Here is a 25,890-nt window from a genome sequence, read left to right on the forward strand (position 1 = left end):
AGGTCGGTGCCCTCGCGGACCACGCGTGCCTTGTGCAGCGGGCCCGGGATGGCCTCCGTGCTGACCTCGGCCTTGTCCCAGTAGCGGCGCTTGGGTTCGAAGTAGATGACCGGGTCGTCGCTCTGGATGGCCTGCTGCATCATCCAGTACGCGTCGGCGGCGTTGGACGGGGAGACGATCTTCAGGCCGGCGACGTGGGCGAAGAGGGCCTCGGGGGACTCGGAGTGGTGCTCGACCGCGCCGATACCGCCACCGTAGGGGATGCGCACGACGACGGGGAGCTTGACCTTGCCCAGGGAGCGGGCGTGCATCTTGGCGAGCTGGGTGACGATCTGGTCGTAGGCGGGGAAGACGAAGCCGTCGAACTGGATCTCCACCACGGGGCGGTAGCCGCGCAGGGCGAGACCGATCGCGGTGCCGACGATGCCGGACTCGGCGAGCGGGGTGTCGATGACACGGCTCTCGCCGAAGTCCTTCTGCAGGCCGTCGGTGACACGGAAGACACCGCCGAGCTTGCCGACGTCCTCGCCCATGACGAGAACCTTGGGGTCGGTCTCCAGGGCGCGGCGCAGCGACTCGTTGATCGCCTTGGCCATGGCCATGTTCTTGACGGTCTCGGCCATTTCAGTGACCCCCCTCTACGTCCGCGAACGAAGCCTGGTAGGCGGCGAACTGCGCACGCTCCTCGTCGACGAGCGCGTGCCCGTCCGCGTACACGTTCTCGAAGATGGCGAAGTGGTCCGGGTCCGGCATGGCACGGACCGCTTCGCGCACTCGTTTGCCCAACGCTTCGCTCTCCGCCTCCAGTTCCTCGAAGAATCCCTCGTTCGCGTGGTTTGAGGCCTCGAGGTGGCGGCGCAGCCGCAGGATCGGGTCCTTCGCCTCCCAGGCCGCCCGCTCGTCGTCGTGGCGGTAGCGGGTGGGGTCGTCGGAGGTGGTGTGGGCACCCATGCGGTACGTGTACGCCTCGACCAGGGTCGGTCCCTCACCGGCGCGGGCCCGCTCCAGGGCCCACTTCGTCACCGCGAGGCAGGCCAGGACGTCGTTGCCGTCCACACGGACGCCCGGGAAGCCGTAGCCCTGGGCGCGCTGGTAGAGCGGCACCCGGGTCTGCTTCTCGGTGGGTTCGGAGATCGCCCACTGGTTGTTCTGGCAGAAGAAGACGACCGGGGCGTTGTAGACCGCGGAGAAGGTGAAGGACTCCGCGACGTCGCCCTGGCTGGAGGCGCCGTCGCCGAAGTAGGCGATGACCGCCGAGTCCGCGCCGTCCTTGGCGACGCCCATGGCGTAGCCCGTCGCGTGCAGCGTCTGGGAGCCGATGACGATCGTGTACAGCTGGAAGTTGTTGCTGTTGGGGTCCCAGCCGCCGTTGTTCACGCCGCGGAACATGCCGAGGAGGTTCGTCGGGTCGACGCCGCGGCACCAGGCGACGCCGTGCTCACGGTAGGTCGGGAAGACGTAGTCGTCGTCGCGCAGCGCCCGGCCGGAGCCGATCTGGGCGGCCTCCTGGCCGAGCAGTGAGGCCCACAGGCCCAGCTCGCCCTGGCGTTGCAGGGCGGTGGCCTCGGCGTCGAAGCGCCGGGTGAGCACCATGTCGCGGTACAGGCCGCGGAGGTCTTCGGGGGTGAAGCCGTCGACGTACTTGTCGTACTCGGCGTTCTTGATGCGCTCGCCCTCGGGCGTCAGCAATTGCACGAGTTCGGGGTCGGCGCCCTGCTGGGCGGCGGTTCCCTTCTTGGCTGTCGTGCGGGTGGTGCGCTTGGTACCGGTGGTGCCGGCTGCTTTGGCACCGGCGGTGCCGGCCTTGCTCCCGGCGCTGCGTCGCGGTGTGCGCGCGGCAGTGCTCTCCACGGTCACGTGTGCTCCTCCGTCGGTCCGGCCCCCGGGATTGCCGGGATCCAGTGCGGCTCACCTGTTTCCGACACCCGTTGCACGGGGTGGGTGCCACTCGGCCGGGAACAGGCGTGACAGGTGCCCCGGCGAGCGCCCTGCATCAATCACGTTACCCAGTGCTCCACATTTCTGTGAAACCCCTCCTGACCTGCGTTTTTGCTTGGATCTCCAACTATTTTTGCTTGGAGATCCGAGTATTTCCCACGGGTTCGGAGAAGCCGCTGGTCACGGCTCTGGTCACAGCCTGGCAGGGGGCCGGAACACCGGCACGTTATCCCGGTCACCCCGGCGACGGGAAGAGTTCATGAACGACTCTTTCGGCCGCAGAGGAGGAGAAATCGGGAGCTTTGTTCTCCGCGTCTTTCGGCCAGCCGGGCAGAAGTACAGGAAGAAGCCGGGGGGAGAAGCCGGAGGAAGAAGCACCTGCTTCGGCGCAACGCACACGCGCGTGGAGCCCCATCGGGCTCCACGCGCGTGTGTCGACTGATGATCGGCTCGGCGTCAGCCGCCCCCGACGCCTCCGCCTGCGACGCCGGTCGTCGTGCCGCCGTCCGTCGTGCCGCCGTCGTCCGCGGGGGGCGTCTCCGGGTCGCTCGCCGGGGGCGGCGACTGGGTCGCCGGGTTCGACGGCTGCGTGTCGGTCGGCTGGTCCGTCGGCTCGTCGCTCGGCTCGCTGCTGGGCGACGGGGACTGCGAGTACGACGGTCGGGGCGACGGCGAGTAGTACGAGCCGGAGCCCGAACCGCCGGTGCCGTCGCCCGAGGTGTCATCTTCGCTCGGCTCTTCGCTCGCCGATTCGCTCGGCGACTTGGACGGCTCCTCGTCCTTGGTCGTCTGGGACTGGGTCGGCGACTTCGTGGTCTCGCCGCCGCCCTTGCCCGAACCGCCGTTGTTCAGCGCCAGCGCCACGCCCGCCGCGATGGCGATCACCGCGAGGACGGCCAGGATCCACAGCTTGCCGCGGCCGCTGCCCCGGTTGCCGTGCCCCTCGAAGCCGCCCTCGTCACCGCCGCCGTACCCGGAGGGCAGGATCGGCTGCGGGATCTGCGTGGTGCCGGAGGAGTCGCCGGGGTGCTGCATCACCGAGGTGCCGGCCAAGCCCCCGGCCGGGGTCTGCCGACCGCCGTGCGAGGTGACGGGGCCGGTGTCCCAGGTGCCGGTGTGGCCGCCCTGGTCGTACAGCATCTGCAGCCCGTACTGGACCAGCCCGCGCATCTCCTCGGCGGTCTGGAACCGGTCGTCCGGCTCCTTGGCGAGTGAGCGCATGACAAGCCCGTCGAGCTCCGGCGGGGACGCGCCCTCAGAGGTCTCGGACGGGGGCACCGGGATGTCCTGAACGTGCTGGTAGACCACCGACAGCGGGGTCTCGCCCGTGAACGGCGGACGCAGCGCGAGCAGTTCGTACAGCAGGCAGCCCGTCGCGTACAGGTCGGAGCGGTGGTCGACCGCCTTGCCGAGGGCCTGCTCCGGGGAGAGGTACTGCGGGGTGCCCATGACCATGCCGGTCTGCGTCATCGTCGTGGACGCGCCGTGCAGGGCGCGGGCGATGCCGAAGTCCATCACCTTGACGGCGCCGTTGTGCGTGATGATGACGTTGGCCGGCTTGATGTCGCGGTGCACGATGCCGTGCTGGTGCGAGTAGGCCAGCGCCTCCAGGACACCCGAGACGATGATCAGGGCCTGCTCCGGGCCGGGCGCCTCGGCGTTCAGCAGCAGGTCACGGATGGTGCGGCCCTCGACCAGCTCCATCACGATGTACGGCACGGACTGGCCGCCCACGAAGTCCTCGCCGGAGTCGTACACGGCGACGATCGCGTGGTGGTTGAGGCCCGCCACCGACTGGGCCTCGCGCGTGAAGCGGGCCTTGGAGACGGGGTCCTCGGCGAGATCGGCCCGCAGGAGCTTCACGGCCACGGTGCGTCCGAGACGTACGTCCTCGGCCGCGAACACCTCGGCCATGCCGCCCCGGCCGAGTCTGCCGGTCAACCTGTACCGGCCGTCCCCGACTAGCCCGCCGTTACCCCACAGCTCAGGCGCGTCTGACATACCGCCGCCAGCCGCCTCGGGGTCGGACGGGCCCTGAGCGCGCTGCTGCTGTGCCATCAGTCCTCGCCGTCGTTTCTGCCCGCGGTACGCGCGGTGTTGTTACGGTCTCCGTCGGCCACGCTACAGCCTCCGCGCAAGCCACCGGTCCGGGAAGACCCCTGGGGCCGGTCCGAGACAGACCGGCCATGAAACCGTTAGCAGGCGCTGTCGTGCAAATTCTGTGTACCGGGCGTAGGTCCGCTGTAACGCTTGCGCGACGCTTCTTTCGCGTACGGTCACGGAACGGGCACCGAGCTTGACGTGTCAGTGCCCTGGGGCAGACTTGGCCGGGAATGGCGCATTCGATCAATGACAAATCGCCGGCGCCGCAGGCCAATGGGGGACGCGAGAACATGAGCCAGGACGCCGCACAGGGCCGGTACGCGGGGCGGTCACTCGCCGGCGGCCGCTATCAGTTGCGCGACTTGCTCGGCGAAGGCGGCATGGCCTCGGTGCACCTCGCCTACGACTCGGTGCTCGACCGCCAGGTCGCGATCAAGACACTCCACACCGAGCTGGGCCGCGAGCAGGCCTTCCGCGAGCGCTTCCGCCGCGAGGCCCAGGCCGTGGCCAAGCTCACCCACACCAACATCGTCTCCGTCTTCGACACCGGCGAGGACGAGGTCGACGGCATGACCACTCCGTACATCGTCATGGAGTACGTCGAGGGCCGCCCGCTCGGCTCGGTGCTCGACGAGGACGTGCGGCAGTTCGGCGCGATGCCCGCCGACAAGGCGCTGAAGATCACCGCCGATGTGCTCGCCGCGCTGGAGATCAGCCACGAGATGGGGCTGGTCCACCGCGACATCAAGCCCGGCAACGTGATGATGACCAAGCGTGGCGTCGTCAAGGTGATGGACTTCGGCATCGCCCGCGCCATGCAGTCGGGCGTCACGTCGATGACGCAGACCGGCATGGTCGTCGGCACCCCGCAGTACCTCTCGCCGGAGCAGGCGCTCGGCCGGGGCGTGGACGCGCGCAGCGACCTGTACTCCGTCGGCATCATGCTCTTCCAACTGGTCACCGGGCGGTTGCCGTTCGAGGCGGACTCCCCGCTGGCGATCGCGTACGCGCACGTGCAGGAGGAGCCGGTCACCTCCTCGTCGATCAACCGGGCGCTGCCGCCGGCCGTGGACGCGCTCATCACCCGCGCGCTGAAGAAGAACCCGAACGAGCGCTTCCCGACCGCCGTGTCCATGCGCGACGAGTGCCTGCGCGTGGCGGCCTCCTTCCAGGCGGCCCCGCCGAGCATCGTCCCGGGCGCCCCCACGCAGAGCGGCGCGGGTGTCGGCTCCGCGGTGTTCCCGCCGGTCGACCAGGCGGCCCCGGCGCCCCAGGGGAACGTCCAGACGCCGTACCAGCCCGCCCCGACGCCGAACCCGTACGGCGCTCCGACGCCCTCCCCGGCGTACGGCTACCCGCAGCAGGGCGGCTACCAGACGCCCACTCCGTCGCCGTACGGGCCGCACACCCCCTCGCCGTACAACATCACCCCGCAGACCGTGGCCGGGTCGCCCTCCGGCTCCGGCGGCGGCTCGGGGTCCGGCGGCGGCAAGAGCAACCGGCCGGTGATCATCGGCTCGGCCGTGGTGGCAGTCCTCGCGGTCGGCGGTCTGATCGCCGCGCTGGCGCTGAACGGCGGCAGCGGCAGGGAGGAAGCGGGCGGGGACAACAGCGCGAGTTCCACCGCGTCGGCGACCAAGGCGGCGGGCTACCGCGCGCCGGACACGTCGAAGACGATCGACTCGACGGAGTGCAGCGAGCCGCAGGAGTCGTACAACGACCCGGACAAGATCCAGATCCCGGACTTCAAGTTCAAGTACATCAAGTCGGTCAGGGAGTGCGCCCAGGCGGCGGGCTGGAAGTTCAAGATCAAGGACGTGGACGAGAACACCTACGGCGACGGCGCGGTCATGGACCAGTTCCCGTCCGCCGGCACGGATGTCGACCCGAAGGACATGCCGGAGATCGAGCTGAGCGTGTCCACGGGCAATCCGCCCTCCTGACGAACAGCACGCGAAAGGGCCCGGCGTCCGACGCCGGGCCCTTGATGTATGGGGAGTCGTCTAGAGCCGGTGAACCTTTCCGGTCACGGCACTAGAGGTACGGCCCGCCCGAACGGCCGCCCGCGCGCGGGTCGTCGCCGCCCTCGTGGGAGGCGCCCGGCGGGAGGGCGCGGCGCATCGACTCCAGCTGGGCGCGCGCGGCCATCTGCTGGGCGAACAGCGTGGTCTGGATGCCGTGGAACAGACCCTCCAGCCAGCCGACCAACTGGGCCTGCGCGATCCTCAGTTCGGCGTCGCTCGGGGTCGCCTCGTCCGTGAACGGCAGGGAGAGCCGCTCCAGCTCCTCGACGAGCTCCGGCGCCAGACCGTCCTCCAGCTCCTTGACCGAGCTGGCGTGGATCTCCTTGAGCCGGACTCGGCTGGCCTCGTCCAGGGGAGCCACGCGCACCTCTTCGAGGAGCTGCTTGATCATGCTGCCGATCCGCATGACCTTGGCCGGCTGCTCGACCTGCTCCGTCACGGGAATCTCGCGGGAGTCCTCGTCCGCGTCGATGCCGCCGAGTGCCATGCCGTCCTGGCCTACGACCAGGATCCGCTGCGCGTTCTCCGGCGATCTTTCGTTCCTCGGCATCTCCATGCCGCCATTCTCTCGCACGCCTACACCTCACCACCGTGGTGCCCCCGGTGAAGGGTGATCCACCTTTTCCGTTCGGAGCAGTCCGGAGTGTCCCGACTACTGAGTGATGTCAGGCTTGTGCCGTCTTTCGCTTGGCGACTTAACACCGGGAGGGGGTCACGGGCGTGACTCCATGGCGGCGGGGGTTGTGCGTGGTGGGGGTGGTTTTCCTGCTGCTGCAGGGAGGTCCGTCGTACGGCAGCGTCTGGTCGTACGACACTCCGTCCGCGTCCTCCTCCGCCCCGGACCGGGCCGGGAGCCGGGCCGGGGAGGGCAGGGTGCGGCCGGGGCGGAGCGTCGAAGAGAGCGACGAGAACGACGAGGAGGAGGACGAGTCCGTCGGTGCGGAGGACCCGCCTCCCCCGGCCGAGCCGCCCGGCGAGGCAGGGCTCGTGCCCTCCGAGGCGCCGGGGGTCGACTCCACCGAGGAGCAGCCCGTCGGACGGGTGCTGCGGATCGTGCCCCTCGGCAGCGGCCTGCTCCTCATCGGCCTCGGCCTGGGCCTCGCCTTCCTCGCCCTGCGGCTGCGCCGCGTCTAGCGCCCGGCCTGTGGCTGTCACGTCTACCGGGCTCGGCCCGTGGTTACGGTCCCTGACGCCCGGCCTGGGGCGTGACCAGCAGGACCTTGCCGACGTGGCCGCTCTCCTCCACGACCTGGTGGGCGGTGGCGGCGTCGTTCATCGGGATCTCGCGGTCGATGACCGGGCGGACGTGTCCGTCGGCGAGGAGGGGCCAGACGTGCTCGCGTACGGCCGCCACGATGGCCGCCTTCTCGCCGAGCGAGCGGCGCCGCAGCGAGGTCGCGCTGATCGCGGCGCCCTTGTTGAGCAACGCGCCGATGTTCAGCTCCGCCTTGACGCCGCCCTGCAGGCCGATGACCGCGAGCCGGCCGTTGACGGCGAGGGCCCGGATGTTGCGCTCGAGGTACTTGGCGCCCATGTTGTCGAGGATGACGTCGGCGCCGGCGCCGTTCGTGGCCTGCTCGATCTCCGCGACGAAGTCCTGCTCGCGGTAGTTGATCAGGATCTCCGCGCCGAGCCCTGCGCAGTACTCCAGCTTCTCCTTGGAGCCCGCCGTGACGGCGACCTTCGCGCCGACGGCCTTGGCCAGCTGGATCGCCATGGTGCCGATGCCGCTGGAGCCGCCGTGCACGAGAAAGGTCTCGCCCGGGCGGAGGTGGGAGACCATGAAGACGTTCGACCAGACCGTGCAGACCACCTCCGGCAGCGCCGCGGCCTCCTTCAGGCCGACGCCCTCGGGCACGGGCAGCAGTTGTCCGGCGGGGACGGCGACCCGCTCGGCGTATCCGCCGCCCGAGAGCAGCGCGCACACCTCGTCACCGACGGCCCAGCCGGACACACCGGGGCCGATCGCGGCGATACGGCCCGAGCACTCCAGGCCGGGATACACGGACGCGCCGGGCGGCGGGTCGTAGAAGCCCTGCCGCTGCATGATGTCGGCCCGGTTGACGGCACTGGCCACCACGTCGACCAGGACCTCGTTCTCTCCGGGCACCGGATCGGCCACCTCGTCCCACACCAGCGCGTCGGGTCCACCAGGTTCGGGAATCGTGATCGCATACATGAGAGGGACGCTACCCGTCATGCGTCGAAGGACCTCCTGCGGAATTCCACGTGCGATCACCGATGAGTTCGCGGGACGGTGAAGGTCTTCCCCTGCGTCACCCATGTACGCGGAAGGACACCTCACCATGAGCCAGCACACGTCAGGCCTGGCCATCGAGACCGCGGGGCTGGTCAAGACGTTCGGCGAGACGCGGGCCGTCGACGGAGTCGACCTGGCCGTGCCGACCGGCACGGTCTACGGCGTCCTCGGCCCGAACGGCGCCGGCAAGACCACCACCGTGAAGATGCTCGCGACGCTGCTCAGGCCCGACGGTGGCGAGGCCCATGTCTTCGGGCACGACGTCGTCCGGGACGCCGACGCCGTGCGCTCCCGGGTGAGCCTCACCGGGCAGTACGCGTCCGTGGACGAGGACCTCACCGGCACCGAGAACCTCGTCCTGCTCGGCCGGCTGCTCGGGCACCACAAGAAGACGGCCAGGGAGCGCTCCGGGCAGCTGCTGGAGGCCTTCGGACTGACGGAAGCGGCGGGAAAGCAGGTCAAGCACTACTCCGGCGGCATGCGGCGCCGCATCGACATCGCCGCGTCCATCCTCAACACACCCGACCTGCTCTTCCTCGACGAGCCGACCACCGGCCTCGACCCGCGCAGCCGCAACCAGGTGTGGGACATCGTGCGGGCCGTCGTCGCGCAGGGCACCACCGTGCTGCTCACCACGCAGTACCTGGACGAGGCCGACCAGCTGGCGTCCCGGATCGCGGTCATCGACCACGGCAGGGTGATCGCCGAGGGCACCAAGGGCGAACTGAAGGCGTCCGTCGGCGCCGGATCCGTGCATCTGCGGCTGCGCGATCCCGCGCAGCGGGCGGAGGCCGCGCGGGTACTGCGCCTGGCGCTGGACGCGGACGTGCAGCCGGAGCCCGATCCCGTGGCGCTGACGGCCCGGCTCGGCGCGGCGGCGAGCGACAAGGCCGCCGAGCAGGCCGCGCGGGCCCTCGGCGAACTGGTCCGCGCCGGCATCACCGTCGACAACTTCTCGCTGGGCCAGCCCAGCCTGGACGAGGTCTTCCTCGCCCTCACCGGACACGACACGCGCGACGCGAAGGACGAGGTGGCGGCATGAGCACCGCGACGACGACCGACACCCAGGACCTCGCCCCCGTCAGCACCGAGTCGCTGACCGCCCTGCTCGTCGCCAGGGAACGGCCGCCGCGGCCGAGCGCCTGGTCCGCCTCCCTGACCTTCGGCTGGCGGGCCGTGCTCAAGATCAAGCACGTACCGGAGCAGCTCTTCGACGTCACCGCCTTCCCGATCATGATGGTGCTGATGTACACGTACCTGTTCGGTGGGGCGCTGGCCGGCTCGCCGAAGGAGTACATCCAGTTCCTGCTGCCCGGCATCCTCGTGATGTCGGTCGTGATGATCACGATGTACACCGGCGTCTCGGTCAACACGGACATCGAGAAGGGTGTCTTCGACCGCTTCCGCTCGCTGCCGATCTGGCGTCCGGCCACGATGGTCGGCTATCTGCTCGGCGACGCCCTGCGTTACGCCATCGCGTCCGCCGTGATGCTCACCGTCGGCATGATCCTCGGTTACCGGCCGGACGGCGGGGTCGCGGGTGTGGTCGCCGGGATCGCCCTGCTGATCGTCTTCTCGTTCGCGTTCTCGTGGATCTGGACGATGTTCGGACTGCTGCTGCGCACCGAGAAGTCGGTGATGGGCGTCAGCATGATGGTGATCTTCCCGCTGACCTTCCTGTCCAACGTCTTCGTCGATCCCCGCACCATGCCGGGCTGGCTGCAGGCGTTCGTCAACAACAGCCCGGTCACACATCTGGCGTCCGCGGTGCGCGAGTTGATGGGGGGCGACTGGCCGGCCGATGAGATCGCCTGGTCGCTGGGGTGGGCGGGGCTGTTCGTGCTGGTCTTCGGGCCGGTCACGATGCGGCTGTACAACCGCAAGTAGCGCTCAGATCCGCTCGTCCCGCCGTGCGGGCGGCGACACCCGTACGATCGTGATGATCCGGTCCGTCAACTCCAGCACCCCGATGGCCGGATCGTCGTAGCCCAGCACCCGGTGTCCCCGTACGACGCTGACGACCAGGTCGTCCGTCTCGCGCGGGCTGCGGCCCGTCTCCGCCTTGGTGACGGGCCGTTCCACGATGTCGAGCCCGCTGCCCTGGCTCATGAGGTCCTCCATGACCACGCCGGCGGCGGGGCTGAGCACGGACAGCCCCAGCAGGCGACCGGCCGCGCCGGCACTGGTGATGACCTCGTCGGCGCCGGACTGCTTCAGCAGCGGCGCGTTCTCCTCCTCGCGGACCGCCGCCACGATGGTCGCGCCGCGGTTGAGCTGGCGCGCGGTCAGCGTCACCAGCACCGCGGTGTCGTCGCGCTGGGTCGCGATGATGATCTTTCTCGCCCGTTGCACCTCGGCCCGCCGCAGGACGTCGCTGCGGGTCGCGTCCCCCACCACACCCTCGAAACCCTCGGCCCTCGCGGCCTCGATCGCCTTCGTGCTCGGGTCGATGACGACGACCTGTTCCTTCCCCAGGCCCACCGCACAGACGGTCCGGATCGCGGACCGTCCTTTCGTGCCGAAGCCGACGACGACGGTGTGGTCGCGCAAGAGAGGCCTCCCGGGTTTCTCGACGCGTCCCCGGCCCGGGAACGTGTTGCTGTATGACGGGTGCGCCCCCGTCCGCAACCATGGTGCCCACGGTTCGGATCACCACCACAGGGGGCACGCGATGCGGGACGACGAGCAACAGCCTTCCAGGGCGAGGAGGTTGCCGCTCCTCCGGTCCCTCTGGTACGGCTCCCGCAGGGAGGCCCGCGACGAGCAGGAGGCGAGCCACTTCATCACGATGCCGGCACGCACCGGCATCCCCCCGCTCCAACAGGTGCTGCGCCGCCTGGCCCTGGCTCTGCTGGTGCTGGCCCTCACCATGCTGATCGTCTACGTCGACCACGAAGGCTACAGGGACAGCTCCGACAACTCCGTCGACCTCCTCGACTCGGCGTACTACGCCACCGTCACGCTCTCCACCACCGGCTACGGCGACATCACCCCGGTGAGCGACGCCGCCCGGCTCACCAACATCCTCGTCATCACGCCGCTGCGCGTGCTGTTCCTGATCATCCTGGTCGGCACCACCCTGGAGGTCCTCACCGAGCGCACGCGCCAGCAGGTCCGCATCCACCGCTGGCGCGGCCGCACCCGCGACCACGTCGTGGTCGTCGGATACGGCACCAAGGGGCGCCACGCCGTGGAGACGCTGATCGGACAGGGCATCCCCAAGGACCGGATCGTCGTCGTGGACGCGCAGCGCAAGGCGTCGCAGGTGGCCGGCGACGACGGAATGGTGTCGGTGACCGGGGACGCCACCCGCTCGGAGACGCTGCTGAAGGCCGAGGTGCAGAGCGCCTCCCGGGTGATCGTCGCACCGCAACGCGACGACACGGCGGCCCTGGTCACGCTGACCGCCCGCCAGCTGAATCGGCGCGCCACGATCGTCGCCGCCGCCCGCGAGGACGAGAACGTCCCACTGCTCAAGCAGAGCGGCGCGGACACCGTCGTCACCAGCTCCAGCTCCGCCGGCCGCCTGCTGGGGGTCTCCATGGTCAGCCCGGCCGTGGCCAGGACCCTCGAAGACCTCATGACCCTCGGCAGCGGCCTCGACCTCATCGAACGCCCCGTGACGGACGAGGAGGTGGGGCGCACGCCCCGCGCCTGCGCCGACCTGGTCGTGGCCGTCGTACGGGACCGGCAGGTGCTGGACTACGCCGATCCGCGGCTGTCCGAACTCCGTCTGGGAGACCGGGTGATCACGGTGAGCCGCCCTCGCATCACTGTTGAATAGGTGTGTTTCACGTGAAACACCATCCGCGCTGTTTCACGTGAAACACACGCTGATTCCGGCGCTCGCCCAGGGCAGGTCGAGCAGTTCCGCCTCCTGACCGGGCCGGGCGCCGCCCGGCGGTACGACCGCGAGCGCGTCGGCCGCCGCGATGCCGCGCAGCATCGCCGGGCCGTTGTAGTGCAGCGGCACGGCACGGTCGCCGCGCAGCACGACGGGGATGAGCCGGGTGTCGTACGGGTGCCCGTGCGCCGCGTCCTGGAGCGGCAGCGTGTACGGCTCCGGGGCGGGGCGTGCCGCGAGGGTGCGCAGCAGGGGCTCGGCGAGCGTGAGCAGGCCGGAGACGGCGGCGAGGGGGTTTCCGGGCAGGCCGACGAGGTGCTGGTCCTCCTTGGTGCGGGCCAGCAGCATGGGGTGGCCCGGGCGTACCTTGACGCCGTTCACCAGGAGTTCGGCGCCGATGCGGCGCAGGGTCGGGTGGACGTGGTCGACGGGGCCCGCTGCGGTGCCGCCCGTGGTGACGATCAGGTCGGCGTCGCTGCCGGTGATCGCCTTGTGCAGTGCCTTCGCGTCGTCGCCGATCCGGCGTACTGCGGTGACCTCGGCGCCCAGCGCACGCAGCCAGGGCGGAAGCATCGGGCCGAGTGCGTCCCTGATCAGGCCGTCGTGCGGCAGCCCTTCGGAAAGCAACTCGTCACCCAGGACCATGACCTCGACGCGGGGCCGGGGAACGGCGGCGACCGTGTCGTACCCGGCGGCCGCGGCGAGGCCGAGGACGGCCGGGGTCACCAGGGTGCCGACCGGGAGCAGCTGGTCACCGTTGCGGCACTCCTGGCCGCGCGGGCGGATGTCCTGGCCGTGCCCCAGCGTGGGCGTTCCTCCCGCTCGGCCGGAGTCCTGGGGGAGGGCCACGTGCAGTCGGCCCTTGTCGTCGGTCCGGCCGTGCTCGCTGCGCAGGACCGCGGTGGTGTCCGGGGGGATGCGGGCGCCGGTGGCGATACGGGCGGCCTCGCCGTCGGCGAGGGGCTCGGGGGCGGCGTGGCCGGCAAGGACGCCCTCGTCGCGGACGTCCCAGGGACCGGGCCCCGCGACCGCCCAGCCGTCCATCGCGGAGGTGTCGAAGGAGGGGAGGTCGGTGAGTGCGGTCAGAGGGGCGGCCAGCACCAGGCCGAGGGCGTCGGCGAGGGTCACGGAGACGGTGGTGCGGCGACGGGAGGCTGCCCGGGCGGCCCGGGCGGCGATCGCCCGGGCCTCGGGCCAGGGGGTGGCCTTGTGGTGCGCGTCCGGGCGGTGGGAGGGGCGCGGGGTGGTGGGCTCGCGCCCGGGGCCTTGCTCGCCGGGGGTCCGGGACGGCCGGTGGTCGCCGGGGTTCCGTGTGGGGCTGTGGTCGCCGTGTGTCCGAGGGGAGCCGTGGTCTCCGTAGGCCCGGGCGGGGCCGTTGGCTTCGTTCACGAGGGCGAGCACCTCCTCGACGTCGAGGTCCTCGGCGTCCTGGCCGCCCTGGATGCCGGGGGCGGTCATCCGGCGTCCGGGCGGGCGTCCGGGGTGGCGTCGGAGGCCAGGTCGGGCTGGGCCTCTGATGTCGCGTCGGGCTTGGTCCCGGACGTCGCGTCCGGCTTGGTCCCGGTGTCCTCGTCGGCCCAGCGCACCGCCAGTGCCGCGGCCTTGCGGGCGGCTTCGGCGACGGCCTCGGGGCCGCCCCGGGCCTGCGCGGCCGCGTAGCCGACGAGGAAGGTGGTCAGCGGCGCCGCGGGGCGTGCCACACCGTGGGCGGCGTCCCGGGCGAGGTCGAGCAGGACGCCGGTGTCGACGTCGAGGTCGATGCCCAGCTCGTCCTTGACTGCGGAAATCCATTCATCCAACACGTGACCATGCTCCCTGATACGTGCCCTGGCGGTGGCGATGTCGTCCCAGGTGTCGCAGTCGAAGGAGGCGACGGGGTCGGGGACGCGCGCGAGATCGAGCCCTGCGGTCAGCCGGCGCAGGGGCAGCCCGGTGAGCCCGCCGTGTTCGTCGGTGAGGGCGGCGAGCCTGCCGCGCAACGCGGTCACTCGGTACGCGGCCACGAGCGGCTGGTCGCGGCCGTCGCCGTCGGCTACGAGCACAGCATCGGCGTCGCCGGCCCGCAGCGTGGTCAGCAGCCGCCGTACCGTGCCGTCCTGGAGGAAGGGCAGGTCGGCGGAGAGGACGACGACGTGCTCCGCCGTGGTGTGGCGCAGTCCGGCGGCGAGGGCGGCGACCGGTCCCGCGCCGGGCGGGTCCTCGCGGGCCCAGCGCACGGGCCGCACGGTGGGCCGGGGGTCGGCGACGACGACGGTCGTGCGCGCGTCGGCGCAGGCCGTGAGCACCCGGTCGAGCAGCGCGCGGCCCCCCACCCGGACCCCGGGCTTGTCCGTCCCGCCGAGCCGCCGGGCTCCACCACCGGCGAGCACGACGGCGTCATGGCCGCGGCGTTCGTCGGTGCCGGAGGCTCCGGGAGGCTCGTACGAGGTCATCTCCCGAGTATGAACTCAAAGGCTGCGCAGCAGTACCGCCGGTTGTTCCACGCAGTCCGCCACGTACCGCAGGAAGCCGCCCGCCGTGCCGCCGTCGCACACCCGGTGGTCGAAGGTGAGCGAGAGCTGAACGACTTGGCGCACCGCCAACTCGCCCTCGTGCACCCAAGGCTTGGGGACGATGCGGCCGACACCGAGCATGGCCGCCTCGGGGTGGTTGATGATCGGGGTGGAACCGTCGACGCCGAACACGCCGTAGTTGTTGAGCGTGAAGGTGCCGCCGGTCAGTTCGGCGGGCGTGAGGGTGCCCGCGCGGGCGGCCTCGGTCAGGCGCGCGAACTCCGCGGTGAGCGCCTCGGCGTCCCGCGCGTGCGCGTCCCGTACGACGGGGACGACGAGCCCCCGTTCGGTCTGTGCGGCGAAGCCGAGGTGGACGTGGTCGAGCCGGACGACCTCCCTGGCCTCCATGTCGACGGTGGAGTTGAGCTCGGGGAACCGGGCGAGGGCCGCCGTGCAGATCCGGGCGAGGAGCGCGAGCAGGGAGATCTTCAGCCCGCCCGCCGCGTTCATGGCCGTCCGCGTCCGCATGAGCTCCGTGGCGTCGGCGTCCACCCAGCAGGTGGCGTCGGGGATCTCGCGACGGCTGCGGGAGAGCTTGTCGGCGACGGCGCCCCGGACGCCCTTGAGAGGGATGCGGGTGCCGGGCGCGGGAGCGGCGGGCACGGTCGACGGCTGAGGTGCGGTCACCTCGGCGGGTGCGGCCGCGGTGCGCACCGCCTGCTCCACGTCCGCGCGCAGGATCAGCCCGTCGGGTCCGGAGCCGGCGAGCGCCCTCAGGTCCAGCCCGTTCTCGCGGGCGAGCCGCCGCACGAGCGGAGAGATGACGGGCACGGGGGCGTCGGCGCGGAGCGGGGGCGCCGCCGAAGCGACCGGTGCCGGCGGTGCCACCTGCGCCGTCGGCGCGGGCTGCGCGGTCGGCGCGGGGTGCGCGGTCGGCGCGGTCGGCGCGGTCGGCGCGGTCGGCGCGGGGTGCGTGGGCGGTCGTACTCGGCGCCTGCGGGCGGGGGCCTCCGACGTGCCGTAGCCCACCAGCACGTTCCCCGAGCCCTTGCTCGACTCCCCCGCGTCCCCGCCGGCGGCTGGCGGGCCCACCGCCACCGTCAGAAGGGGCGCCCCGACGGGCAGTTCCGCGCCCTCCTCGCCGAAGCGGGCGGTGACCACGCCGCCGTAGGGGCAGGGCACCTCGACCATCGCCTTGGCCGTCTCGACCTCGACGACGGGCTGGTCGACGGCGACGACATCGCCGACCTGGACCAGCCAACGGACGATCTCCGCCTCGGTGAGCCCCTCGCCGAGGTCGGGGAGCTTGAACTCCAGCACCTGTGCCATCAGCTCTCGGCCTCCCACTGCAGGCGCGCCACGGCGTCCAGGATCCGGTCGACACCGGGCAGGTGGTGACGCTCCAGCATCGGCGGCGGGTAGGGGATGTCGAACCCGGCCACCCGCAGCACCGGCGCCTCCAGGTGGTGGAAGCAGCGCTCGGTGACGCGGGCGGCGATCTCCCCGCCCGGCCCGCCGTACCCACCCGACTCGTGGACGACGACGGCGCGTCCGGTGCGCCGCACGGAGGCGCAGACGGTCTCGTCGTCGAACGGCACCAGCGAGCGCAGGTCGACGACTTCGAGGTCCCAGCCCTCGGCCTGGGCCGCGTCCGCCGCTTCGAGGCAGACGGGCAGCGACGGGCCGTAGGTGATGAGCGTGGCGCTGCGGCCCGGCCGGCGCACCACCGCGCGGCCGATCGGTTCGACCGCCTGTGGGTCGTCCGGGTTCCAGGTGTCCTTCGACCAGTACAGCCGCTTGGGCTCCAGGAAGACGACCGGGTCGTCGGAGGCGATGGCGGCGCGCAGCAGGCCGTAGGCGTCGGCGACGGTGGCGGGCGTGACGACGTGGAGTCCCGGGGTCGCCATGTAGTACGCCTCGGAGGAGTCGCTGTGGTGCTCGACCCCGCCGATGCCGCCGCCGTAGGGGACCCGGACGGTGATCGGCAGCGGCATGGTGCCGCGCGTGCGGTTGCGCATCCGGGAGACATGGCTGATCAGCTGCTCGAACGCGGGGTAGGCGAACGCGTCGAACTGCATCTCCACGACCGGCCGCAGCCCGTACATCGCCATGCCGACGGCCGTGCCGAGGATGCCCGCCTCGGCCAGCGGGGTGTCCGTGCAGCGGTCCTCGCCGAACTCCTTGGCGAGGCCGTCGGTGACCCGGAAGACGCCGCCGAGGGTACCGACGTCCTCGCCCATCACGTGGACGGTCGGGTCGGCCGCCATGGCGTCGCGCATCGCGCGCGTGAGGGCCTGCGCCATGGTGGCGGGCTTGACGGCGACGGTGGTCATCAGTGGGTCCCTTCCTGCTCCGCCTCGAGCTCCGCACGCAGCTGCGACTGCTGTTCGCGCAGTTGCGGGGTGGGCTCGGCGTACACGTGGGCGAACAGGTCCATGGGGTCGAGCGCCGGGTCCTGGTTCATGCGTTCACGCAGGTCGGCGGCCATCGCCTCGGCGGCGTCCCGCGCGGACTGCCTGGTGTCGTCGTCGAGGAGTCCGCGCTCGGTCAGTTCGTGTTCGAGGAGCTGGATCGGGTCGTGCGCGCGCCAGGTCTCGACCTCGGTGTCGCCGCGGTAGCGGGTGGCGTCGTCGGCGTTGGTGTGGGCGTCGATGCGGTAGGTCACCGCCTCGACGAGGGTGGGGCCGCCTCCCGCGCGCGCGTGCCGCACGGCGTCGCTCAGCACTTCCAGGACGGCGGCCACGTCGTTGCCGTCGACCAGACGGCCCGGCATGCCGTATCCGACGGCCTTGTGGGCCAGGGAGGGGGCGGCGGTCTGCTTGGCGAGCGGGACGGAGATCGCGAAACCGTTGTTCTGGACGAGGAAGACGACGGGGGCCTGCCACACGGCGGCGAAGTTCAGTGCCTCGTGGAAGTCGCCCTCGCTGGTGCCGCCGTCGCCGACCATGGCGAGCGCGACCACGTCGTCGCCCTTGAGGCGGGCGGCATGGGCGAGGCCGACCGCGTGCGGGAGCTGGGTGGCGAGGGGGGTGCACAGGGGGGCGACGCGGTGGGTGCGGGGGTCGTAGCCGGTGTGCCAGTCGCCGCGCAGGAGGGTCAGTGCCTCGACGGGGTCCACTCCGCGGGCGACGGCGGCGAGCGTGTCGCGGTAGCTGGGAAAGAGCCAGTCCCGCTCCTGGAGGGCGAGGGCGGCGGCGATCTCGCAGGCTTCCTGGCCGGTGGTGGACGGGTAGACGGCGAGGCGACCCTGCTTGGTGAGGGCGGTGGCCTGGGCGTTGTACCGGCGGCCGCGCACGAGGTGCGCGTACAGGTGGCGCAAGAGGTCGGGGTCGGTCTTCGCGGCCGCCGGCGTGCCGAGGACGCGGTACGGCTCGGCGTCGGGCAGCAGCGGCGCGGGGTCGGTACGGGGCTGCCAGGCGGGCGGCGGCGTGGGCCGATATGCGCCCCGCTGCTCCATGACCGTCATGACGGCACCTCCTCGTGGGAGCGGCTCCGGGAGGCGCGCCATCAGTGGTGCGCCTCACCTACCGATTGTTCGGTCGTCGGCACATTTTGGCTACAGGCACCTCCAGGCTGTGGACAAACGGTTCTCCACAGCCTGAGATGGACGCAGTACGTCCATGGTAGGAAGGCGGGGGGACATGGCACCTGAACAAATGGCCGAGGGCCAGGACGCCGGCACCCCCGTCCCGGACACCGGCGTCCGACTGCCGGCCCCGCGCCCTCTGGACGCCATCGACCAGGACATCCTGCGCATGCTCCAGACGGACGGCCGGGCTTCGATACGGTCGGTCGCCGAAAAGGTCCACGTCTCCCGCGCCAACGCCTACGCGCGGATCAACCGGCTCGTCGAGGACGGTGTCATACGCGGCTTCGGCGCGCGCGTCGACCACGAGCGCGCGGGGCAGGGCACGTCCGCGTACATCACCCTGAAGATCGTCCAGAACTCCTGGCGCACGGTGCGCGAGCAGATCGTCCGGCTGCCCGGCGCCGCGCACATCGCCCTCGTGGGAGGCGACTTCGACGTCCTGCTGCTGGTGCACACGCCCGACAACAGAGCGCTGCGCGAGCTGGTGCTCACCCGACTCCAGGCGATCCCCGAAGTCCTCAGCACCCGCACGCTGCTGGTGTTCGAGGAGGAGGACCTGGAGCCCCACGGCTGATCACTCGCTCGAGCGCAGCCCTCCGAAGACCAGCTGCGCGACGGCGTCGGCCACGTCGCTCTCGCGCATCCCCCGGCCGTCGGGGCGGTACCACTCGACGATCGAGTTGATCATTCCGAAGACCAGCCGGGTGGCCAGCCGCACCTCCACGTCACCGCGGACGTCCCCGTCGGCGGCGGCCGCCTTCAGCAGGTCGGCGACCCGGTGGTCGAAGTCGCGGCGCCGCTCCAGGGCCCACCGCTCGGTGTCGGTGTTGCCGCGCACGCGCAGCAACAGCGTCACGTACGGCAGCTCGGCGATGAGCACCTCGACCATGCGCCGCACGACGTACTCCAGGCAGTCCGCGGCACGCCCCACGCGCGCGTGCTCCTCGTCGAGGATCGCGAAGAGGCCGTCCAGCGCCCGGCTCACGGCGCGGCGCAGGAGTTCCTCCTTGCCGGAGACGTGGTGGTAGATCGACGACTTGGAGATGCCGGCCGCCTTGGAGAGGTGCTCCATGGAGGTGCCGTCGTAGCCGCGCTCGTTGAAGACCCGCACCGCGACCGACAGCAGCGTCTCCGGGGTGTACGTGTCGCGCTTGGCCGTGGTCATGAGGTGCCCTCCCGCTTTTCGGTGGCGTAAGCGTGGCGGTAGAGCGCGAGGGACGGCGCGTAGCGGCCGGAGGGGTCGCGCTGGTGCAGGTCGTCGAGGAGGGCGCACGCCCAACTGCGGCCCAGCCTGCGGCTCCATTCGAAGGGGCCGAGGGGGTAGTTCACGCCGAGGCGCATCGCAGTGTCGATGTCCTCCTCGGTGGCCACACCCTTGGCGACGGCGTCGTGCGCGAGGTCGACGACCCGCGCGACCGTACGGGCGACGATCATGCCGGGGATGTCGCCGATGACACTGACGTCCTTGCCGAGTGCCTGGAAGAGGCCGATGGCCTCGGCGAGGGTCTTCGGGGAGGTGTCCTGGGAGGCGGACAGGGCGATACGGGTGGCTCTGCGGTAGTCGAGGGCGAGGTCGAAGTAGACGACGTCGCGGAACTCCACGGAGGTCTGGCCGTCGGCGAGCACCAGCTGTCCGCCGGAGGGCAGCACCAGGCGGGTGCCGTGGTCCTCGTCCTCCCCGCGGACCTGGATGCCCGCCTCACGGATCAGGGCGAGCAGTTCCGAGGCGGGGCCCAGGTCGCCCTCGGCGACGACGTACGCGGGCGGCTGCGCGGGCTCCGCGGTGTGCGGCTCGGACCGCTCGGCGTCCTCGCGGTAGTCGTACCAGCCCTGTCCGCTCTTGCGGCCGAGGCGGCCCGACTCGACCAGCCTGCGCTGGGCGAGGGACGGCGTGAAGCGCACGTCCTGGAAGAAGGACTGCCACACGGAGTGGGTGACGGATTCGTTGACGTCCTGCCCGATGAGGTCGGTGAGCTCGAAGGCGCCCATCTTGAAGCCGCCCGACTCGCGCAGTACCGCGTCGATCGTGGCGGGGTCGGCGCCCTGGGCCTCGTAGACCGCGAAGGCCTCGGCGTAGAAGGGCCGCGCGATGCGGTTGACGATGAAGCCGGGGGTGTCGGCGCAGGCGACCGGTGTCTTGCCCCAGGCGCGTGCGGTCTCGTACGCGCGCGTGGCCGAGGTGACGTCGGTGGCGAACCCTGAGACGACCTCGACCAGGGGCAGCAGCGGCGCCGGGTTGAAGAAGTGCAGGCCGACGAGGCGGCCCGGGTTGCGCAGGGCGCCGCCGATGGCGGTGACGGACAGGGACGAGGTGTTGGTGGCGAGGAGACAGTCGTCGGCGACGACGTCCTCCAGCGCGCGGAACAGCTCCTGCTTGACGTCCAGCCGCTCCAGGATCGCCTCGACGACCAGAGCGCAGTCGGCGAGCCGGTCGAGGCTCTCGGCGGCCGTGAGCCGGGCGCGTGCCGCGTCGCGGTCGGCTCCGGTGAGGCGGTCCTTCTCGACGAGCCGGTCGAGGCGTGCGCCGATCGCTGCGGCCGCTTCCCGGGCCCGCCCCGGGACGGCGTCGTACAGCCGTACGGGGTGGCCGGCGACCAGCGCGACCTGGGCGATGCCCTGGCCCATGGTGCCGGTGCCGACGACGGCCACGGGGCTGCTGAGGTCGAGTGCTGTCATGTGCGCGATCCTCCCGCACGGGGTTTTCCACAGATGCGGCAGGCCCCCTTGTCCCGACCGATCGTTCGGTTACTCTAACTCTGTCCGCCCGTTCCCGCCCAGGTTTCCGCCCAGGTCATGAGCTCGACGAAGAGTTCTTGAGACGAGGAGTTGGTCCCGCATGGCCGCCGAACTCACCGCGCACGATCTGATCGCCAAGCACCGGCCCACCCTCGACCAGGCGCTGGAAGCGATCCGCACCCGCGCGTACTGGTCCCCGCACCCCGAACACCCCAAGGCCTACGGCGAGAACGGCAGCCTGGACGCGGCGGCGGGCAAGGCCGCCTTCGACGCCCTGCTCGGCACCCGCCTCGACCTCGGCCAGCCCGGCACGGACGACTGGGTGGGCGGCGAGCAATCGCCGTACGGCATCGAGCTGGGTGTGACCTACCCCCACGCGGACGTCGACGCGCTGCTGCCCGCCATGAAGGCCGGCCAACGGGCCTGGCGGGACGCGGGCGCGGAGACGCGCGCGGTGGTCTGTCTGGAGATCCTCAAGCGCATCAGCGACCGGACCCACGAGTTCGCGCACGCGGTCATGCACACCTCCGGCCAGGCCTTCATGATGGCGTTCCAGGCGGGCGGCCCGCACGCCCAGGACCGCGGCCTGGAAGCGGTGGCGTACGCCTACGTGGAGCAGGTGCGCACCCCGGACACGGCGGAGTGGACCAAGCCGCAGGGCAAGCGCGACCCGCTCGCGCTGACCAAGGCGTTCACGCCGGTGCCGCGCGGGATCGCCCTGGTCATCGGCTGCAACACCTTCCCGACGTGGAACGGCTACCCGGGCCTGTTCGCCTCCCTGGCCACCGGCAACGCGGTCCTTGTCAAGCCCCACCCGCGCGCGGTGCTGCCGCTCGCCCTCACCGTGCAGGTCGCGCGCCAGGTGCTCACCGAGGCCGGCTTCGACCCGAACCTGGTGGCACTGGCCGCCGAGCGACCCGACGAGGGCATCGCCAAGACGCTCGCGGTCCGCCCCGAGGTCAGGATCATCGACTACACCGGTTCGACCTCGTTCGGCGACTGGCTGGAGACCAACGCCCGCCAGGCGCAGGTCCACACCGAGAAGGCCGGCGTCAACACCGTGGTCGTGGACTCGACCGCGAACTACAAGGGGATGCTCGCCAACCTGGCCTTCTCCCTGTCGCTGTACAGCGGCCAGATGTGCACCACCCCGCAGAACCTGCTGGTCCCGCGCGACGGCATCCGGACCGACGAGGGCCCGAAGACCTACGACGAGGTGGTCGCCGACCTCGCGCGCGCGGTCGACGGGCTCCTCGGCGACGAGGCCCGCGCGAACGCCCTGCTCGGCGCCATCGTCAACCCCGACGTGAAGGCCCGTCTGGACGCGGCCGCCGGCCTCGGCGAGGTCGCCCTCGCCTCCCGCGAGGTGAGCAACCCGGAGTTCCCGGGCGCGATCGTGCGCACGCCCGTCATCGTGAAGCTGGACGGCGCGCGGAAATACTGGGAGGGGGCGGACGACGAGGCCGCCTACATGAGCGAGTGCTTCGGCCCGGTCTCCTTCGCCGTCGCGGTCGACTCGGCGGCGGACGCGGTGGAACTGCTGCGGCGCACCATCCGCGAGAAGGGCGCGATGACCGTCGGCGCGTACACGACAGACGACGAGGTCGAGCAGGCCGTGCAGGAGGTCTGCCTGGAGGAGGCCGCCCAGCTCTCCCTCAACCTCACCGGCGGGGTGTACGTCAACCAGACCGCAGCCTTCTCCGACTTCCACGGCTCGGGCGGCAACCCGGCGGCCAACGCGGCACTCACCGACGGCGCGTTCGTCGCGAACCGCTTCCGGGTGGTGGAGGTGCGCCGGGAGGCCTAGGCCACCGGGGGCGCGCCCCCGGTGGCGCTCCAGTGGTACAGCGTCATGGCCACGCTGGTCGCGAGGTTGTAGCTGGAGACCTGGGGGCGCATCGGCAGCGCCAACAGGTGGTCGGTGCGCGCGCGCAGCTCCGCCGACAGGCCGCTGCGCTCCGAGCCGAAGGCGAGGACGGCGTCGTCCGGGAGCTTCACGCCCCGGATGTCGTCGCCCTCCGGGTCGAGAGCGAACACCGGCCCGGGCGGCAGCTCGGCCACCGTCAGCCGCTCCACGGCGGTCGCGAAGTGCAGTCCCGCCCCGCCGCGCACCACGGTGGGATGCCAGGGGTCGAGAGTGCCGGTGGTGACGACCCCGGTCGCGCCGAAACCGGCCGCCAGCCGGATCACGGCCCCCGCGTTGCCCAGGTTGCGCGGGTTGTCGAGGACCACGACGGGCGCGGGACGGGGCACAAGGCGCAGCCGGTCGAGATGGGCCTCGCGGGAGGGCCGTACGGCCAGCGCGGCGACGGCGGTGGGGTGCGGGCGCGGGACGAGTGCCCGGTACGTCGACTCCGGGACCTCCGTCAGAAGCGCGTCCAGGGTGTCGCGTACGTCCGGGGCGAGTTCGTCGGCCAGAGCGAGCGCCGCCCGCCGCTCGGCGGTGACCGCCACCGGGACGTCCGCTCCGAAGCGCAGTGCGTGCTTGAGGGCGTGGAAGCCGTCGAGCAGCACGCAGGAATCGGCGAGCCGGTGCCAGGCGCTCACGGGGTCGGTCATGGGGTGAAGCCTACGGGCGCGTGCTCGGGGTTCTCCGGGGCGACCGTGTCCTTCCGAGGCCGCCGAGTACGACCGTCGCGCGGAAACAGCCGTCCCCACGCGCGTGCCGCCCGTCCGCCCAGGCGGCGCAGGAACGACGTGGGGAGGAAGACGGCGTCCGTCGTGATCATCGCCAGCGAGAAGAACGGCAGTCCGAGCACCACGGCGATCACGGCGTGCTCGGTCATCATGGCGGCCAGCAGGACGTTCTTGACCCGCCGGTTGAACAGGGTGAACGGGAACGCCACCTGCACGATGACGGTCCCGTACGTCGCGAGCAGCACGAGCGTGCCGCTGGCGGACAGCAGGTCGGCGAGGGCGGGCCAGGGCGTGAAGTAGTCGAGGTGCAGGGGGTAGTAGACGGCGGTGCCGTCCTGCCAGCGCGAGCCCTGGATCTTGTACCAGCCGGCCGTGGCGTAGATCAGACAGGCCTCGGCCATGATCACGAGCAGGGCACCGTTGTGGACGACGTTGGCGATCACATCGAGCAGGATCCGCGGCTCGGCGGACTTCGCGCGGCGCCGGACGACCCACCACAGGGCCTGTACCGCCCACGTTCCCCAGAGGATCGTCGGCAGCAGTCCGTGCCCGCCGATGCCCGCGGCGAAGGCCATGACCAGGCCGACCGGTGCCGACCGGCCCGAGTCGTCCACGTCCGACAGCCAGTTCTCGCCCAGCTTCCCGGCGAGGGTCGCGGCGACCAGCACCAGCCCGAAAACGCCCCACAGGATTGGGCCGACCCGGTCCACCACCCGCTCTCCACGCGCGCGGGCCTCACCGGCGAGCCGCTCCCGCCGCGCGTCGAGCGACCACACCCGGGCGCAGCGCGTGAACACGAGGTAGATCGCCATCAGGTGCAGGACGTTGTCGCCACCGTCGCCGACGAAGACACTGCGGTTCTGCAGCGACAGCACACCGACCATGAACACCACGGACATCGTGCGGGTGCGCCAGCCGAGCAGCAGCAGGGCGCTGGAGAGGACGGCGAGCGCGTAGACGATCTCGAACCAGACCCGCCCGTCCGACCACATCAGCACGGTGAAGGCACCGTTGCTCCCGGTCAGCTGCTGGGCGAGGTCCCAGCTCCACGGCCCGTCGGGGCCGTACAGCTCCTGGCGGTGCGGAAGCTCGCGCAGCAGGAACAGCAGCCATGTCGCGCTGAGCCCGATGCGGACGATCGCGGTCTGGTACGGCCCGAGCGCCGACTCGGTGACGCGGGCGATGGCGGCGGAGACCGACAGGGCGAAGCGATTCACTTGACGCCCCCCATCGCCTCGTCGGCGGGGACCGACCACCAGGACATCACGCGGTACGTCGGCTTGAGCGAGATCTGTTCCCGGCTCCATTCGGGCGGGCGCACGTTGGTGGTGCTGGAACGGACCTGGACCCGTTCGAGGACGCCGTCCGCGCCGGCCACGCCCTCGCGGGACAGGCGCAGCACGACGATCCGGCGCAGATACGTCTCGGAGAGGGAGCCACGCAGGCCCACCGGGCGGTTGTCGGCGCCGTGCGTGGCGACGAAGTAGTCCCAGGCGCGGCGCAGCTCGTTCTGCTGGGTGTGGCTGGGCAGCAGGTTGCCCTCGATGGCCCGGCCGTCCTCGGCCGAGAGGTCGTACCAACCGGTCGTGCGGAGGTCGCCGTTCGGCGAGCTGACCTGGGCGCGGACCTGGACGGCGATGTTCTGCTGGAGCGGGTTCGGCGCGAACAGCTTCCAGTTCTGCTCGAACTCGGGGTAGACCCAGTCGTCTATGGCCCTGCCGTGCCGCTTGGTGACCGTGTTCGACGGCGCGACGTGCAGGAACACCATGCCGATGTGCACACAGACGGTGACCGCGACGACCGCCAGCGCCAAGGCGGCGCCTATCTGGTAGCGGGGGGAGAGGGCGGCGACTCCGGTGCGGGGTTCGGGGGGTGGAACCGATCGTTGATGGGCGTCCAGAGCGGGTAGGGCGCCCTGGACGGGACTGTCGGCGGGGTGGTCGTCGTCAGGACCGGCGGGGTGGTCGTCGTCAGGACCGCCGGAGTGGTCGTCGTCGCGACCGCCGGAGTCGTCGTGGCGACCGCCGGAGTGGGCGTGGTCGAGGCCGGCGGGGCCGTCGTGGGTGGCCCGCGCCTGTGGGGGAACGCCAGGGGCCGAGCCGTGCCGCGGCTGCGGCTCGTGCGCGGCGCCCGAGTCCTCCTGGGCGTCCGTTCCGCCGTACGCGTCCATTCCGCCCCGTTTCCCCGATCCCGGCCCGTCCCGCGGCCCTCGCGACTCCACCGTCGGCGCTCGCACGGAACGGTACTCAGGCCCACCGGCCCGGCAC

At 71.5% G+C, this 25,890-nt stretch carries 22 protein-coding genes and 1 pseudogene; 7 read left to right on the forward strand and 16 right to left on the reverse strand.

The window, feature by feature from the left end:
• The 3 genes from ACGFNV_RS32390 to ACGFNV_RS32400 form a co-directional block, all read right to left on the reverse strand.
• On the reverse strand, window positions 1-623 hold a 623-nt coding region (locus ACGFNV_RS32390; protein ID WP_393627355.1), incomplete at its 3' end, for an alpha-ketoacid dehydrogenase subunit beta.
• Between the two features lies 1 nt (window position 624).
• On the reverse strand, window positions 625-1,857 hold the full coding sequence (gene pdhA / locus ACGFNV_RS32395; RefSeq protein WP_393627356.1) for a pyruvate dehydrogenase (acetyl-transferring) E1 component subunit alpha: 1,233 nt from the start codon (window positions 1,855-1,857) through the stop codon (window positions 625-627).
• A gap of 537 nt (window positions 1,858-2,394) precedes the next feature.
• Window positions 2,395-3,996: a protein kinase gene (locus ACGFNV_RS32400; RefSeq protein ID WP_393627358.1), complete on the reverse strand. Its 1,602-nt coding sequence runs from the start codon at window positions 3,994-3,996 to the stop codon at window positions 2,395-2,397.
• A gap of 335 nt (window positions 3,997-4,331) precedes the next feature.
• On the opposite strand from ACGFNV_RS32400, the gene ACGFNV_RS32405 reads away from it, so the two are divergent.
• Complete coding sequence (locus ACGFNV_RS32405; protein WP_393627360.1) at window positions 4,332-5,984, forward strand: protein kinase; 1,653 nt, start codon at window positions 4,332-4,334, stop codon at window positions 5,982-5,984.
• 91 nt (window positions 5,985-6,075) lie between these two features.
• On the opposite strand, the gene ACGFNV_RS32410 is transcribed toward ACGFNV_RS32405, so the two are convergent.
• Complete coding sequence (locus ACGFNV_RS32410; RefSeq protein WP_133928118.1) at window positions 6,076-6,621, reverse strand: bacterial proteasome activator family protein; 546 nt, start codon at window positions 6,619-6,621, stop codon at window positions 6,076-6,078.
• 191 nt (window positions 6,622-6,812) lie between these two features.
• Between ACGFNV_RS32410 and ACGFNV_RS32415 the strand changes: the two genes are divergently transcribed.
• On the forward strand, window positions 6,813-7,199 hold the full coding sequence (locus ACGFNV_RS32415) for a hypothetical protein (protein WP_393627362.1): 387 nt from the start codon (window positions 6,813-6,815) through the stop codon (window positions 7,197-7,199).
• A 43-nt stretch (window positions 7,200-7,242) separates the two neighbouring features.
• Here the strand turns inward: ACGFNV_RS32415 and ACGFNV_RS32420 are convergent, their stop codons facing one another.
• Complete coding sequence (locus tag ACGFNV_RS32420) at window positions 7,243-8,244, reverse strand: NAD(P)H-quinone oxidoreductase (RefSeq protein ID WP_393627364.1); 1,002 nt, start codon at window positions 8,242-8,244, stop codon at window positions 7,243-7,245.
• A gap of 127 nt (window positions 8,245-8,371) precedes the next feature.
• Between ACGFNV_RS32420 and ACGFNV_RS32425 the strand changes: the two genes are divergently transcribed.
• The gene (locus tag ACGFNV_RS32425) at window positions 8,372-9,367 is read left to right on the forward strand and encodes an ATP-binding cassette domain-containing protein (RefSeq protein ID WP_393627366.1); all 996 of its coding nucleotides are present in this window, start codon (window positions 8,372-8,374) and stop codon (window positions 9,365-9,367) included.
• Window positions 9,364-10,212 carry an ABC transporter permease gene (locus ACGFNV_RS32430; protein WP_393627367.1) on the forward strand — a complete coding sequence of 283 codons (849 nt, stop codon included), beginning with the start codon at window positions 9,364-9,366 and terminating at the stop codon, window positions 10,210-10,212. The genes ACGFNV_RS32425 and ACGFNV_RS32430 overlap by 4 nt, the downstream gene beginning before the upstream one ends.
• A gap of 3 nt (window positions 10,213-10,215) precedes the next feature.
• On the opposite strand, the pseudogene ACGFNV_RS32435 reads toward ACGFNV_RS32430, so the two are convergent.
• Window positions 10,216-10,884 (reverse strand): annotated as a pseudogene (locus ACGFNV_RS32435) (potassium channel family protein); the annotation flags it as partial.
• A gap of 112 nt (window positions 10,885-10,996) precedes the next feature.
• Between ACGFNV_RS32435 and ACGFNV_RS32440 the strand changes: the two are divergent.
• The gene (locus ACGFNV_RS32440) at window positions 10,997-12,109 is read left to right on the forward strand and encodes a potassium channel family protein (RefSeq protein ID WP_393627369.1); all 1,113 of its coding nucleotides are present in this window, start codon (window positions 10,997-10,999) and stop codon (window positions 12,107-12,109) included.
• Between the two features lie 33 nt (window positions 12,110-12,142).
• On the opposite strand, the gene ACGFNV_RS32445 is transcribed toward ACGFNV_RS32440, so the two are convergent.
• The 5 genes from ACGFNV_RS32445 to pdhA (ACGFNV_RS32465) are packed head-to-tail and all read right to left on the reverse strand — an operon-like array spanning window position 12,143 to window position 18,127.
• A complete protein-coding gene (locus ACGFNV_RS32445) occupies window positions 12,143-13,627 on the reverse strand; it encodes a molybdopterin molybdotransferase MoeA (protein WP_393627370.1) in 1,485 nt (494 codons plus the stop codon).
• The gene (locus tag ACGFNV_RS32450; RefSeq protein ID WP_393627372.1) at window positions 13,624-14,601 is read right to left on the reverse strand and encodes an NTP transferase domain-containing protein; all 978 of its coding nucleotides are present in this window, start codon (window positions 14,599-14,601) and stop codon (window positions 13,624-13,626) included. Before ACGFNV_RS32450 ends, ACGFNV_RS32445 begins: the two co-directional genes overlap by 4 nt.
• Before the next feature lie 15 nt (window positions 14,602-14,616).
• Window positions 14,617-15,990 carry a dihydrolipoamide acetyltransferase family protein gene (locus ACGFNV_RS32455; protein WP_393627373.1) on the reverse strand — a complete coding sequence of 458 codons (1,374 nt, stop codon included), beginning with the start codon at window positions 15,988-15,990 and terminating at the stop codon, window positions 14,617-14,619.
• Window positions 15,990-16,994 (reverse strand): alpha-ketoacid dehydrogenase subunit beta, encoded by a 1,005-nt coding sequence (locus ACGFNV_RS32460; protein WP_393627375.1) that lies wholly within the window; start codon window positions 16,992-16,994, stop codon window positions 15,990-15,992. Before ACGFNV_RS32460 ends, ACGFNV_RS32455 begins: the two co-directional genes overlap by 1 nt.
• The gene (gene pdhA, locus ACGFNV_RS32465) at window positions 16,994-18,127 is read right to left on the reverse strand and encodes a pyruvate dehydrogenase (acetyl-transferring) E1 component subunit alpha (RefSeq protein WP_393627377.1); all 1,134 of its coding nucleotides are present in this window, start codon (window positions 18,125-18,127) and stop codon (window positions 16,994-16,996) included. The genes ACGFNV_RS32460 and pdhA (ACGFNV_RS32465) overlap by 1 nt, the downstream gene beginning before the upstream one ends.
• Before the next feature lie 190 nt (window positions 18,128-18,317).
• Between pdhA (ACGFNV_RS32465) and ACGFNV_RS32470 the strand changes: the two genes are divergently transcribed.
• Complete coding sequence (locus tag ACGFNV_RS32470) at window positions 18,318-18,824, forward strand: Lrp/AsnC family transcriptional regulator (RefSeq protein WP_393627772.1); 507 nt, start codon at window positions 18,318-18,320, stop codon at window positions 18,822-18,824.
• Here the strand turns inward: ACGFNV_RS32470 and ACGFNV_RS32475 are convergent, their stop codons facing one another.
• A complete protein-coding gene (locus ACGFNV_RS32475; RefSeq protein WP_393627379.1) occupies window positions 18,825-19,415 on the reverse strand; it encodes a TetR/AcrR family transcriptional regulator in 591 nt (196 codons plus the stop codon).
• Window positions 19,412-20,926 carry a 3-hydroxyacyl-CoA dehydrogenase gene (locus ACGFNV_RS32480; protein ID WP_393627380.1) on the reverse strand — a complete coding sequence of 505 codons (1,515 nt, stop codon included), beginning with the start codon at window positions 20,924-20,926 and terminating at the stop codon, window positions 19,412-19,414. Before ACGFNV_RS32480 ends, ACGFNV_RS32475 begins: the two co-directional genes overlap by 4 nt.
• A 160-nt stretch (window positions 20,927-21,086) precedes the next feature.
• Here ACGFNV_RS32480 and paaN point away from each other — a divergent pair, with 160 nt between their 5' ends.
• Window positions 21,087-22,793 (forward strand): phenylacetic acid degradation protein PaaN, encoded by a 1,707-nt coding sequence (gene paaN, locus ACGFNV_RS32485; RefSeq protein ID WP_393627382.1) that lies wholly within the window; start codon window positions 21,087-21,089, stop codon window positions 22,791-22,793.
• On the opposite strand, the gene ACGFNV_RS32490 is transcribed toward paaN, so the two are convergent.
• Genes ACGFNV_RS32490 through ACGFNV_RS32500 form a run of 3 tightly spaced genes read right to left on the reverse strand, consistent with a single transcriptional unit; the run spans window position 22,790 to window position 25,793 of the window.
• A complete protein-coding gene (locus ACGFNV_RS32490; protein ID WP_393627384.1) occupies window positions 22,790-23,545 on the reverse strand; it encodes a TrmH family RNA methyltransferase in 756 nt (251 codons plus the stop codon). The genes paaN and ACGFNV_RS32490 overlap by 4 nt on opposite strands.
• A complete protein-coding gene (locus ACGFNV_RS32495) occupies window positions 23,542-24,840 on the reverse strand; it encodes an HTTM domain-containing protein (RefSeq protein ID WP_393627386.1) in 1,299 nt (432 codons plus the stop codon). The genes ACGFNV_RS32490 and ACGFNV_RS32495 overlap by 4 nt, the downstream gene beginning before the upstream one ends.
• Window positions 24,837-25,793: a DUF5819 family protein gene (locus ACGFNV_RS32500; protein ID WP_393627388.1), complete on the reverse strand. Its 957-nt coding sequence runs from the start codon at window positions 25,791-25,793 to the stop codon at window positions 24,837-24,839. Before ACGFNV_RS32500 ends, ACGFNV_RS32495 begins: the two co-directional genes overlap by 4 nt.
• Window positions 25,794-25,890 lie beyond the last annotated feature (97 nt).

This window comes from Streptomyces sp. NPDC048751 (assembly GCF_043198595.1).
GTDB lineage: Bacteria > Actinomycetota > Actinomycetes > Streptomycetales > Streptomycetaceae > Streptomyces.